Origin of the sequence: Gardnerella sp. DNF00476 (assembly GCF_049262735.1) — a bacterium.
Taxonomy (GTDB): domain Bacteria; phylum Actinomycetota; class Actinomycetes; order Actinomycetales; family Bifidobacteriaceae; genus Bifidobacterium; species Bifidobacterium vaginale.
In genome coordinates this window covers 574,797-587,482 of the sequence record NZ_CP058401.1, presented here as the reverse complement: position 1 = coordinate 587,482, position 12,686 = coordinate 574,797, and the positions used below count along the sequence as shown (strand labels likewise).

The following is a 12,686-nucleotide window of genomic DNA, read 5'->3' as shown; positions in this document are numbered from 1 at the left end:
AAGCCGCCAAAAAATTTGAACGATTAAAACTAAACGAAAATAGAAAAAATTGTGTGCGCTCGATGGGGGGATAGAGCCAAAGGAGATATGGAGACATTATGCACGCGTGTGCAAAAGCGCGCCAAAAAGTTGCGAGCGCATCGGCATTTTTGTTGTCAATATGCATTTTAATAAGTTGTGCAATGGGAGTAGTTGGATTAGTAGGATTAGTTGGAGAGCCAACAATAGCCTACGCAACTGACGCTGACAAAACCTATAACAGTTGGTCAGAAGTTTCTTCAGCAGTTACAAGCCAAATAGAACAAGGTAAAAACGAATACAATAGTGCAAATATGGCAGGAGCTGCAACCAGATTCCAAGCTGCATACAATTCGGTATACGTAGCATCAAACTTCATAACCGTTGTTAGAGACACAATTGGGCAAGATAAGGTGCAGTCGCAAAGTGACCAGTTCCAGCAACTGCAAACTTTGGTATATCAACAAAAACAAAGCGCACAGATTAGTGAAGTGGCATCTACTCTGGAAAGAGATATTGCGCAAACCGCTTCTCAACTCGATGCAAACACGCAGCTAGATAAGCCGAATGTTTATGCATCCAAATTGCGCGCGCAAATCGCAAAAGAGCGTAAAAAGCTCGATGCAGCAAAAAAGAAGAATCTTGGGCGAAATGGCAGAACTTGGAGCCAAGTTGCGCGAGAAATGAACGTTATACTCGACAAATCTGCATCAACGTACAAAGCAGCAAAAGGAAACAAGCAAGAAGTTGCCAAAGCTGTTGATTTAGTAAACGAAGCCTACTACCAATATTACGAAAAGCTCGGTTTTGAGAAGAACGTGATGAACGCAATAAGCGGAAGCCGGGTAAGCACTGTTGAATACCAGTTCAAAGAGTGCAGGCAGGCTATGAACAATGGCAAAACATTTGAGCAAACAAAAAAGTTCGTGACAGATCTTAAGTCAATGCTTATTGAAGATGCAGCAAAACTAGACGGCGGAGCGGCATCTAACGCCAACCCGTTTATGCAATTTATAACAAGCTCCTTTGGGCAGGCTTTTATAATCTTGTTGCGCGAAGGGTTGGAAGCGCTGCTGGTTGTGGCTGCAATAATCGCGTATCTTATTAAATCTGGGCACAAGAGCATGGTTAAGTACATTTACATGGGGCTTGTTGCAGGAATCATAGCTTCGCTTATTGTTGCTGCGCTTTTTGGATTGTTGTTTAACGGTTCTGGTCCGCAGCAAGAGATTACGGAAGGCGTTGTAGCCCTGTTTGCAATGCTTATGCTGCTGTACACAAGCAATTGGATGATTTCAAGATCTTCTGTGCAAGCTTGGAACGAGTATATTCGCAACCAAACGACAGCAGCAGTTTCTAAAGGAAGCCTGATTTCTCTAGCGCTGCTAAGCTTCTTAGCAGTGTTTCGCGAAGGTGCAGAAACTGTAATCTTCTATCAAGCGATTTTTGCTGTATCAAGTGGAGCAGACTCCATGATCTGGGGCGGGTTTGTAGCTGCAGCCGCTGTTTTGGTTGTAATCTTCCTGCTGATTCGCTTTGCATCCGTTCGCATACCAATTCGTCCATTCTTTACAGGAACCAGCGCGCTTATGTGCATTTTAGTGGTGATTTTTGCTGGTGGAGGCGTGCATGCGCTCATAGAGGGTGATGCGCTCGCTGGAGTTTATATTCAAGGCTTGCCAACTAACGATTGGCTTGGATTCTATCCGTACGTTGAAACGATTTCGGCGCAAGTCGTAGCTGCAATCGTGGTTATTGCACTGTTATGCGTGTCTATTTTGCGCACACACAAGTCGCAAGCAACCGTTCGCGGATAAGTCAAAACTAAAAATCAAAACTAAAAATCAAGCAATAATAAACAGATAATTAACTAACAGAAAAGGTTAGATATGAAGAACAAAAAGATGATGGCAATTGCAGCCTTAGCGCTGGCAGGAATGCTAACACTCACTGGTTGCGGTGCAAACGGAAACGCGGCAAAATCTGCTGCAAAGCCACAAGCATCTGAGCAGAAGGCCGACGATAAGGGCGGAGACAAAGGCTTTGAAGAGGTTCCAGTTGGACCTAACCAAGACCAGAACATTGGCCCACTTACGATTGGCGCCGTGTACTTCCAGCCAGTTGACATGGTCCCAGCAGGCATGGGCTTAAAGGCAAGCGAGGCAAGCTTCCATCTTGAGGCAGATATTCACGCAAACAAGGAAGGTACAAAGCTTGGCTACGGCAAGGGCGAGTTTATTCCAGATTTGACTGTGAATTATCAAATTATTGATAAGGCGAGCGGTGAAGCTGTTGTAAAGGGAACGTTTATGCAAATGAACGCTTCCGACGGTCCTCACTACGGCGCAAATGTTAAGCTCGATAAGGCTGGAAACTACAAGTTAGTGCTTTCTGTTGAATCGCCAGAAAAGAAGGGTTGGATGCTTCACGTAGATCCTGCTACGGGTGTGACTGGCCGATTCTGGACTGAGCCAATTACCGCTACATTCGACGATTGGAAGTACACTCCACGTCAGTGGTAGTTTTGCAGTGGTGTTTTTTCCAGTGGTAGTTTTTACAAATAAAAACAACAAATAAATAATGCATAATGCATAAATAAATAACAAATAATCACATAAACAGCAAAGGAGGGAGACATGCTCAGGCTGTTCGTTACAGTACTTCCAGGGCTGCTCCCTCTTGCGCTGCTTACAATGGGATTAAGCGCCACGCTAAGCGTTGGCGAGGGGCGAGATAAGCCAATCAGCTCTCGCTGGCGACTTTTTGGCTTGATTTTTGGAACAGTTGCGGCGCTTGTTTTTGCATTTTTGCGCGCAAGCGTGGTGATTAATCAGCGCAATTTTGTGAATCTTCCAGCGCTCTGCATTGCTGTTCCGCTAGACGTTGCCACAATCGCTTGTGTTGGCGCATCTGGCAAAACGGTTGCAAAATGGCGCAAAAATCCGCTGCCCTTGCACATAAGCAATGCGATTGGCGCGCTATGCCTAGCGTTTACAGTGTTTTACGCGCTCCCAGACGTGATTTTGCAGCTTACGATTTTCGTTGACTCCAGCACACCTCCGTTTACTTCCGATATGCTTCTTCGCGCGCTAGGATTTATTCTTGGCGCGGCTGCTGCGATTTGCATAAGTCTTATGGTGCGATCTTTGCGCGCAACCGCGAGTATTGGCGCCTTTAGAATCGCAATTATTCTAAGCATAATAATCTTACTAATTCAGCATTTAACATCCCTGCTGCAAATTATGCAAGGAAGTATTTTGCTGTATATAGACGATTTTTCGTTTAGCATTCTTGTTTGGCTTATAAACAACGCTCCGCTTATGATTATGGCGCAAATTTGCGTGTTTTTGATTCCTGCATTCGCCTCTCTTGTAATTGGTTTTAAGACGCCTGTAGTTGGAGAAAATTCTGCACAAATCCGCGCAAAGCGAGCGTTTAAGCGCAAGTCTAGAAGGTCTGCGCTTGCGGCGCTAATGGCTGCAATTGTAGTAATACTTACGCTTACTGCTGGTGTGTCTCTTATGAATATTAAGCCAACGCTTACGCCGCCAGAACCGTACGAGTTGCATGATGGCGTAGCAACAATCAACTTTGTGCAAATTAGCGATGGTCACTTGCATAGATTCCAATACAAAGCTAAAGATGGCACTGTTATGCGCTTTATAATCATCAAGAAAAATGGTGGAGCGTATGGAGTGGGCTTGGATGCTTGCGAAAATTGCGGAGACGCAGGCTACTACGAAAAAGACGGCAAGATAATATGCCGAAAATGCGATGTTGCAATAAATTTGGCGACTATTGGTTTTAAGGGCGGATGCAACCCGATTCCATTCCCATACAAGGCTGGTGGCGGAAAAATTACCATTCACACAGCCGATTTAGACGTGCTTAGCTCGCACTTTAAGTAGGAGCGCTTGCAAATGTTTATGATTCGAATGGTTGCGCGATCTCTTGCAAGGCAGATTAAAAAGCGAGTTCTTATAGCGATTGTTGTGTGCTTGAGTGCGTGTGTAAGCGTTGCAATGCTTAGTGTTGTTTACGATGTTGGAGACAAAATTAACGCGGAGCTTAGCTCTTACGGATCCAATATTATTGTTCAGCCTAAGTCGAATGCTGTTGTGAACGACTTGTATGCGTCTCGCACAAAGTCGAACTATAGTAATTCGCAAACTTCTCGAACTTCTCAAACTTTGGCGGATGCTGAAAGTCAAGAATCTACCGCTTTTTTGAAGGAATCGGATGCTGCAAAAATCAAAATGATTTTTTGGGCGTTTAACATAACGAATTTTGCGCCAAAACTAACGATTTATGCAAATCTTAAAGCAAATTCTTCTGCCGAATCTGCTAATTCTGCTAATTCAGTAGTCCCAATTGTTGGCACGTGGTTTAATCGCAAGCTTGCGCTCGCTTCTGGAGAAACAACAGTTGTTGGTGTACAAGGAATGCGGTCTTGGTGGAAGATGCTTGAAGGCAGATTCCCGCGCGATTTTAAGCACGAGGCTGCTGTTGGCACAAATCTTGCTAAAAGTCATAATCTAAAAGTTGGTCAGCGAATAAAACTAGATCGTTCTAGCAGGCAAATCTCACTTAAAATTGTTGGTATCTACGATTCTGGAGATAGCGACAATAACGCGATTTACGCGGATTCCAGCCAGGCACAACGCCTTTCAAATAAGCCAAATATGGTTGAGGCGATTGAAGTTAAAGCATTGACTACGCCAGAAAACGATTTAGCGCGTAAAGCGGCGAAGAATCCAGCGGCTCTTAGCCAAGAAGAGTGGGAGACGTGGTATTGCACAGCCTACCCAAGCTCGATTACTTACCAAATTGAAGAAGTGATTCCAGGAGCTGTTGCAAAGCAAGTGCGGCAAGTTTCTGCTATGCAAGGCAGCGTGCTTAACAAGACGCGCGCTGTGATGGTGCTTATGACGGCGCTTAGCTTGGTTGCGGCGGCTGTTGCGGTTGCGAATCTTATGGCAGCTGCGATTTCTGAGCGCTCTGGGGAGCTTGCGCTGCTCAAGGCGCTGGGTGCGCGCGATGGCGCTGTTGCGCGGCTAATGCTTATGGAAACAGCGGTTATTGCGTGCGCTGGTGCGCTTATTGGCATGATTGCAGGCTTTGGCGTTGCGCAAGTGATTGGATTTAGCGTGTTTGGTTCTGCGATTTCGCTTCGACCAATGGTATTTGTGCTGGTGTTTGTGCTTCTTGCGATTACTGTTCTTGCTGCTGCTGGCTCTTCTATTCGCTCTATTTTGCATGTGCGTCCTGCGGAGGTGCTTCATGGGCGTTAAATCTGGTTCGGGTATGACTTCTAATGGCGCAATGTTTGCGACTATGCTTTTTGGCGCGGTTTTTCGCCGAAAGTCGCGTGCGCTTATGGCAGTAGTTGCCACTCTTGTTGGTGCCGCTACGCTATTTTGCTTGGCTGCAATCTGCATTGTTGTTCCTCAACAAATGAGTGACGAAATGCGCGCATACGGAGCGAATATTATTGTGACGCCGCTTGCAGGCGAGTGGAAAAATGGCATTGATCGCGCAATGGTTTTGCACACTAACGACATGGTTCTTGCAAAAGGTGCTATGCGATTTGCTACCTACCGTTACGAAAATGTGCGCATTAATGCGGCTCCGTACGTGCTTGCTGGAGTGGATGTCTCCGCTGTTAAGTCGCTTAATAAGCATTGGAACGTGGACGGCGCTTGGCCTAGCAGTGGCAACGTTATGGTTGGGCGAGATGTTGCTTCGGCTATGGGATTGAAGATTGGTTCGCGCATTGCAATCGCGTATCGCGCTGGCGATAATTCCTCGGATTCGCACAAGCCTGCGCAACAGTTGGAAGGTAAGTCGCAAGATAATCAAGCAGGCAATCAAACAGATAATCAAACAGATAAATCTTCTCAAAATAAGCTTGTTGAAGGCAGAGTTTCCACAGATATTATGGATACTCACGGCACAACTTTCCGCGTTTGCGGCATTTTAGATACGGGAGATGCCGAAGATTCCATGCTTTACGCAACTAACGCGGATTTGCGTGCGCTTACAGGCGTTAAGCGCGGTGCGGACGTGATTGCTTACTCGTCTTCTGCGCCGAACGTAGATGCTGTTGTGCGCAGCATTAACGATATGACTTCTATGCGTGTTCGTGCGCAACAAGTTACTAAAGTTACGGCGGCAGATACTGGCATTATTGCTATGCTTCGCAGCCTATTTTGGATTGTTTCGCTGGTTGTTCTTGCGTTGATGATGGTTGGCGTAAGCACTACGATTTCTTCGATTGTGCAGCAGCGCCGAAATGAGATTGGCTTGCGCAAAGCTTTGGGTGCGAGCGCTAAAAGCATTGGCATTGAGTTCACTGCAGAATCTGGGCTTTATGGTTTTATTGGCGGAATCGCTGGTACAGCAGTGGGGTATGGATTTGCGCGATTGCTTGCGTCAATGGTGTTTGCGCGAGATTTGAGCGTAAATTGGTGGCTGGTTGTGTTTTCTATTGTGTTTAGCGTTGCAGCGTCTTGCGTTGCTGCGTTGCCGCCTGTTTTGCGCGCTTCAAAAATAGACCCTGCGATTGTGCTTCGAGAAGAATAGCTTTTATAGTGATTTTTAGAGTGATTTTAGAGTGTTTAGTTAAGGATTTTAGTTAAGGATTTAATATGACAGAGAATAAAGAAACTAAGCTGGAGAGCACAAAAGCTGAGCCAGAAATGCTGTTGACTTTGGACCATGTTTCCAAGATTTACGGCTCTCTTCGCGCTGTTGACGATTTGTCGCTTACTGTGCCGCAAGGCGAGTGGCTTTCGATTGTTGGCTCGAGCGGCTCTGGCAAAACTACGCTAATGAACATTATTGGGTGCATGGATTCGCCGTCTAAAGGCTCCGTTGCTTTGCAAGGCCGCAAACTCGAGGATTTGAACGCGGGCCAGCTTGCAGACGTTCGCAAAAACGTAATCGGTCTTGTGTTTCAAAAGTTTTATCTTGTGCCACATTTAACAGCTGTAGAAAATGTGATGGTTGCGCAATATTATCATTCAGTTGTAGATGAATCGCAAGCAATGGAAGCCTTGGAACGCGTGGGATTAAAGGACAGAGCACATCATTTACCAAGCCAGCTTTCTGGCGGTGAGCAGCAGCGCGTTTGCGTTGCGCGTGCTCTTATTAACTGCCCGAAGTTGCTTCTTGCGGATGAGCCGACTGGTAATTTGGACGAAAAGAATGAGCAGATTGTACTCGACTTGTTTAAGCAGCTTCATTCCCAGGGAACTACGATTATTGTTGTAACGCACGATTCTTTGGTTGCTCAATGCGCGGATCGTGAAATTATGCTCAACCACGGTGTGCTTGTTGGTGAACGTTGGAATAATGAGGTTGCGCGCAAAGCGTACGAGGCGATTGGTGGCAAGCCTGCGTTTACGAGTGCACATGTTGATGAAAGCGTTGCGGAAGCTTTGCAAAATCATGAGCCTACTAAGTCACCTAAATTAGCGAATTTAGATGATTAGTTTTTAAATGATTAGTTGCGCATAGTTTTAATTTAAGATTTAAAGGCGATGATTTATGATTTTAGACAATATGTTTCACAATGTTTCACGCTGCACTAATTTGCGTGATGATTTGAAGTCTAAAAAAATTGCAAAAACGGTTGCTGCGATTGCGGTTTTGGCTAGCTCAAGTGCGTTTCTTGCATCTTGCGGCGAGCCGAGTGCCGTTCCAATGAATGATGAGTTTGCAGGAAACTCTGGTCAAAGCGAAAACGATAGTGGCAATGCTTCGAAATCTTACGATTCTGGTGCTCAACAATCGCACGCTTCCGCGCAAAGTGAGGATTCGCAAAATCAGCAAAATCAGCAAAATTCGCCTAAAACAGACACTGGCAATTACAAAGATGGCGATTACAAAATCAAAGCTAAGTATGGGCCAGTTGCAGAAGATAGCATTGACGTGAATTTAAGCGTTGCAAATGGAAATATTAGCAGTGTGCAAATAACGTCTCATCCGTTTACGCCAATCTCCAAAAAACACATGAGCGCTTTCAGTGAGGCTATTCCAGGAAAAATCGTTGGAAAACCGTTAAAAGATTTGCATATTTCGGTTGTTGCTGGAGCAAGTTGGACTAGTGATGCCTTCAACAAAGCGCTTGACGTTGCTCGCCAAGAGGCTTCAATTCAATCCGCAAAATAATCTTGAACTACCTTACTTTATTAATATAATCGTGACTATAATAATCGTGATTATATTGTTGAATATTTGCGTGTAATTAATAGGGGTTAGTAGTGCAGTTGTTTACAATACTAACCCCTATTTTGTTTGTTTTTTCTTATGAAATTATTGTTTATTTATTTTTATGTGCTTTAATTTTTGCTATGATTTCAGCAAGTCCAAACGTTAAAATTGTAGAAAAAGCGGTTAGTGATATTGCGCTTCCTGTTTTTGGAAGTTGGTTATTATCATTTTTGCGTTTTTCTACGATTTTATTATTTGGATTTTCTTTTGGTAGTGGCGTAATGTTTGGTGTTTTTTCTGGAGTCGGCTTATATTTTGGCCATGGTGTTTTTTCTGGTGTTTGTTTTGGTGTTGGTTCAGGAACAGGCGTAGGTTCAGGAACAGGCGTAGGCGGTGTAGGTGGCGTTGGAGGTGTCGGAGGAGTTTGTGGATCATATTCTACGGTGAGAGAAATATCATTAGCGCCTGCTGCTGCGTCAGAGTTCTTACCATCGTTTGTTTGTGAGCCGTTCCAAGTAAAGTCAAATAATTTCGTTGTTCCATTAAATGTTGCAGCTGCGTGGAATGAGCCAGATACTGTTCCAACGATTGTAGCTTTTCCGGAGAAATCTTGATTTATCTTTATTCCCGGAATAGTGATTTTCATTGCGTCGCCAAGATTTGTTTGTACTGCTGTCTGCAATGCTGCATACGTTGTAATGCCAGATTTCAAATTAATAGTAACTGTTACAGTCTTGTCTTTAACTTGCACATCCTGGATAGCAAAAGTATCTGAGAACCCATCGAGCTTAAGTGTATTTTTTGTGATATTTTCAGGCAGCGTTAAACCGTCTGGGATAGTAAATGTAGCCATGAACGAAGATGTCATATCTCCGAGAGTAATTTTGTCATAATCTTTCGCATTTACTGTGTTAAATTTCTTTTCTATCGTCTTCATTTGGTCTTTTACTACTGAAGCTGTGATTGTGCCAGTGAAATCAATAGTTTGTCCTGGAGTAACTTTATACGCTGTAGTTGCTGTGTTCTCGCCAGTTAATAAATCTGCAGGAAGATTAATATCCTCCTGTTGTATCTGTTTAACATTTGGATTAATCTCCCACTTAAGGTAGAAGGTAAGATCGTCGTTCACTCGTAAATTGTTATCAATACTAGCTTTTTCAGTTCCATTCTTGTCTTTGAACCAATAGTAGTAACTTCCAATCGTAATTCCGAATATACTGTACGATTCATCTTTATTCTTAAGCGTGTAGTATTTGCGCGTGGCTAGATTTGTATAAGTTGTGTCTGAATCAGAATCTGCTTTGCCACTAATGCCAGTTGTGTCTATATTGACATTATCATCCAAACTTTTAATAAGATTGATTAGCGTCCTGTTTTCGCTAAATTTTGCTGTTTTCTTAACAACAGCAACATCTCCACCGCGCTTATCTTTTTTAATCTCAAATACTTTTGTATTTGTCTTAAAGATACTGTTATTGGAGAAAGTTCCGCCATTTGCAGAGAATTTTACTGTAAATTCTTTTTCTTCCCAATTTGCATATAAGTCAATTAAGTTTTCACTTTGCGATATAGAAATATTGCTACCTGCTTTTACAGTCTTGCCTTTGCCGTTTTTATCGGTAGTCCAACCTTTGAAGACCATTCCCTTTCGGGCAAATTTTGCATTATTTTTAACAACTTCGTAGAATGAAAGAACTTTGCTAGTGCGTTTTGGACTAGTTTCACTAACAATGTATGTTGCATCATCTTGAGCGCAATTATGGTAGCGAACAGCATAAGATGAGGAATCTTTTTCCCACTTTGCGTACACTGTTGTGTCGCTTTTAATTATCATTTTTTCAGTAAATTTTTGCTCGCTATGCTGAGCGTTTTTGCAGAACCACCCGAGGAACTTATATCCAGGAGCAATTGGATTTGCTGGTACTTCAGTACTTCCTCCTGCCACTGTTTTTGCAAAGTTTAATGCGTAACCGCGTATAGCAAGGGATTCTTTTGCTTTAGTTGAAGAGTCAGAGAATATAGCTCCTTTAGCTTTTTTAGAATCCTCAGCTTTTGTATCATTGAGCTCGAATGTCACTTTTGCTGCTGGAACCCATACGTGTTTTTCGTTATCTTTAGAAGCTTTTTTAACTGAGTATATGTAGGCATTTCCATTTTTGTTAATTGGTTTTATCTCATTTACAGAACTATCAGCAAGAGTAAAGAGACTTAGCCTTTCATTACCGTTTTCTTCACCGTTTACAGGAACAGTGCTTCCCTTGTTGCTGTGATAATCAGGAGCATATGTAACCATGTGCGAGCCTCCAGTCACAACATAGTTATTTTCTGTTCCAGCTCCACCATCTGCATTTTTGATTGCCGGGCTATCTATTAAGCAGTCTTCTCTAAGTTCAATAGATCCGTTTTCCTGAGCTCCAAAAAGCGCTCCACTATTTTTCCCATCACCTTTGATTGTAGAATTGGTGAGAATTACTTTTCCGGTATTTACATTTAAGCCGCCAGTGCCACCATTATTAAATTCAAGAGTAGAGTTGATAACAGTTAATTTTCCGTTTGATATTCCAACGGAAATGCCTGCTGTAGATCCTGCATTCGCAACAATTCGTGAATTATTGGTAACAGTTGAGTCGCATTGAATTGTTAAACCAGTTGAGTGCCGCCAACCAATTTGATTAATCACAAACTCCGAATTATCCATGTTTAATTTGTTTACGTAGTATGACATTCCAAAGCCTGCTACGGTAAGTGAAGAATTCTTCAAAGTTAAATCTCTTGCATCAAACCATGTGCGAATTTGTGATTTAACGTTAATAGTAGCGTTTTCGAAAGTAATACCATCAGCATAAAAATCTGTATCACATTTGTCGTCAGCAGTAATTGTTAATTTATCTTTGCTTGTACCTTTTACTGTTCCCGCAAGGTAGATTCCGTTACTGTCTTTTACTCCGTTATCTTTGAAATTGTATGTGCCGTCCGTAATAAGAGAGCCTTCTTCTGCTGTAAGAGCTACCTTAAATGCAGTCATTTTCAATTCGCCGTCACCGCGAAGTGTGGAACCAGATTTCAGCGTGATGCCATCGTTGGTATTATTCGAGCCTGCTATTGTGGCGCCGGATTTATCGATAGAAAGTGTAATGCCTTGTGGAATTTCTATAGGTGCATTAAGTGAAAAATTGCCTTTAATGTTGATATTTGCAGGTTTTTGTGTGGCTTTTTCAAGAGCTTTTTGAATAGTTTTTAATGGCTTACTTTCAGATCCATCGTTTGTGTCTGATCCGTTTGTGCCATCTACAACAAGTTGTGTTTTTGGAGCTGGGTTACTTACGGTTACTTCTGTTGATGGGGGGGGGTAATAGCTAATGCACTTATTGGATATACAGAAAGTATCGACATTGCTGCAATGATAGTTGAAGCAGTAAGTATGCGCATGCCTTTATATTTATTATTTCTTCTCATTGTTAGCTCCATATTGTCCGCTGAAGTTGGGCGCTAGTTAATGCATCATATTAATACAGTTTCTACACTATACCTGTAGAAGGCAAAAGTATACTCGTATTTGTATTAAATACAATAGTTTATAAATATTTGCATAATCTAATTAATAGTGCAATAGTAGCTGCGCTGTGTTTATAACTGTAGAATGTTGAATATTTCATATAAAATATTCTCATGCAAATTCTTTTTTTGGACGAGAGTGGAACTGCTCCTAAACGTGATGCTGTAGAGCAAAATCCTTATTTTGTTTTGGGCGGATTAGTCATTCCAGAATCGCAATGGAAATCATTACAAAGTAATCTGCATGGATTAAAAAAGAAATATGGGATTGAGGGGGAAGTTAAGTGGCGTTATTTCATTAATCATCCATTAAGCAACAAGACCACGCCTCTTTCTAATTTGAGTGTTAATGAATTGAATGAATTGCGTGAGAATCTGTTTAAGCTGATTTCGGAAAATGAAGATTTTAAAATTATTGCTGCTGTAGTGAACACTAAGGAGTATTACGATAAATATAAAGATGGCAATGCTGAAAATATGTATCACACTGCGTTTGAAAAAATATGTGAACGTTTTCAGTATTATCTTCAAGATTTAAGTAAAAATGCTGGTACAAAAGTTTATGGAATGATAGTTATTGATGCTCGTAATAGTAAACAAAATAAGCAACTTGATGATTTCCATTTTGATCTACTCAATAATCATGACTCACATCGAGCTGATTATAACAATCTAATTGAAGGATTATTTATAGCAGCTTCTCATCACAGTGTAGGTGTGCAGTTTGCAGATTTAGTTGCAGGAGCAGTTTATAGAAAATGTTCTAAAAGAGATTCAACTTTTTATAATATGATAAGAAATAACGTTCGTAGAAATAGTCAAGGTAAAGCGGAAGGATTTGGAGTAGTGGCTGTACCTAGTGGCAGCCGTATTATTGAAAATTGAAATAATAAAAATAG

The 12,686-nt window shown here is 42.2% G+C and carries 9 protein-coding genes; 8 read left to right on the top strand and 1 reads right to left on the bottom strand.

All coding sequences use genetic code 11. The features are described 5' to 3' along the window. Positions 1-98 precede the first annotated feature (98 nt). The 7 genes from HXT25_RS02380 (at position 99) to HXT25_RS02350 (ending at position 8,190) form a co-directional block, all read left to right on the top strand. Positions 99-1,835, top strand: a complete 1,737-nt coding sequence (locus HXT25_RS02380; RefSeq protein ID WP_422118636.1) for an FTR1 family iron permease — start codon at positions 99-101, stop codon at positions 1,833-1,835. A gap of 72 nt (positions 1,836-1,907) precedes the next feature. Next, complete coding sequence (locus HXT25_RS02375) at positions 1,908-2,540, top strand: iron transporter (protein ID WP_004116196.1); 633 nt, start codon at positions 1,908-1,910, stop codon at positions 2,538-2,540. Between the two features lie 114 nt (positions 2,541-2,654). Then, positions 2,655-3,926, top strand: a complete 1,272-nt coding sequence (locus tag HXT25_RS02370) for a Fe-S-containing protein (RefSeq protein ID WP_004116193.1) — start codon at positions 2,655-2,657, stop codon at positions 3,924-3,926. Positions 3,927-3,938: 12 nt separating this feature from the next. Further along, positions 3,939-5,309: an ABC transporter permease gene (locus HXT25_RS02365; RefSeq protein ID WP_004573682.1), complete on the top strand. Its 1,371-nt coding sequence runs from the start codon at positions 3,939-3,941 to the stop codon at positions 5,307-5,309. Then, positions 5,299-6,600 (top strand): ABC transporter permease, encoded by a 1,302-nt coding sequence (locus HXT25_RS02360; protein WP_248911438.1) that lies wholly within the window; start codon positions 5,299-5,301, stop codon positions 6,598-6,600. The genes HXT25_RS02365 and HXT25_RS02360 overlap by 11 nt, the downstream gene beginning before the upstream one ends. 65 nt (positions 6,601-6,665) lie before the next feature. After that, on the top strand, positions 6,666-7,511 hold the full coding sequence (locus tag HXT25_RS02355) for an ABC transporter ATP-binding protein (RefSeq protein WP_004114240.1): 846 nt from the start codon (positions 6,666-6,668) through the stop codon (positions 7,509-7,511). Between the two features lie 55 nt (positions 7,512-7,566). Beyond that, the gene (locus HXT25_RS02350; RefSeq protein ID WP_004114241.1) at positions 7,567-8,190 is read left to right on the top strand and encodes an FMN-binding protein; all 624 of its coding nucleotides are present in this window, start codon (positions 7,567-7,569) and stop codon (positions 8,188-8,190) included. A gap of 151 nt (positions 8,191-8,341) precedes the next feature. Here HXT25_RS02350 and HXT25_RS02345 read toward each other — a convergent pair whose 3' ends face one another. Then, on the bottom strand, positions 8,342-11,257 hold the full coding sequence (locus HXT25_RS02345) for an InlB B-repeat-containing protein (protein WP_422118635.1): 2,916 nt from the start codon (positions 11,255-11,257) through the stop codon (positions 8,342-8,344). Positions 11,258-11,901: 644 nt separating this feature from the next. Between HXT25_RS02345 and HXT25_RS02340 the strand changes: the two genes are divergently transcribed. Next, positions 11,902-12,672, top strand: coding sequence for a DUF3800 domain-containing protein (locus HXT25_RS02340; RefSeq protein ID WP_016812092.1), 771 nt, complete (start codon positions 11,902-11,904; stop codon positions 12,670-12,672). Positions 12,673-12,686: the final 14 nt, after the last annotated feature.

Bases quoted from the DNA above. Each gene is read 5' to 3' on its own strand.
- HXT25_RS02355 (WP_004114240.1), top strand. From the start codon at position 6,666: ATGACAGAGAATAAAGAAACTAAGCTGGAGAGCACAAAAGCTGAGCCA.
- HXT25_RS02365 (WP_004573682.1), top strand. From the start codon at position 3,939: ATGTTTATGATTCGAATGGTTGCGCGATCTCTTGCAAGGCAGATTAAA.
- HXT25_RS02380 (WP_422118636.1), top strand. From the start codon at position 99: ATGCACGCGTGTGCAAAAGCGCGCCAAAAAGTTGCGAGCGCATCGGCA.
- HXT25_RS02370 (WP_004116193.1), top strand. From the start codon at position 2,655: ATGCTCAGGCTGTTCGTTACAGTACTTCCAGGGCTGCTCCCTCTTGCG.
- HXT25_RS02360 (WP_248911438.1), top strand. From the start codon at position 5,299: ATGGGCGTTAAATCTGGTTCGGGTATGACTTCTAATGGCGCAATGTTT.
- HXT25_RS02345 (WP_422118635.1), bottom strand. From the start codon at position 11,257: ATGACTGCATTTAAGGTAGCTCTTACAGCAGAAGAAGGCTCTCTTATT.
- HXT25_RS02375 (WP_004116196.1), top strand. From the start codon at position 1,908: ATGAAGAACAAAAAGATGATGGCAATTGCAGCCTTAGCGCTGGCAGGA.
- HXT25_RS02350 (WP_004114241.1), top strand. From the start codon at position 7,567: ATGATTTTAGACAATATGTTTCACAATGTTTCACGCTGCACTAATTTG.
- HXT25_RS02340 (WP_016812092.1), top strand. From the start codon at position 11,902: ATGCAAATTCTTTTTTTGGACGAGAGTGGAACTGCTCCTAAACGTGAT.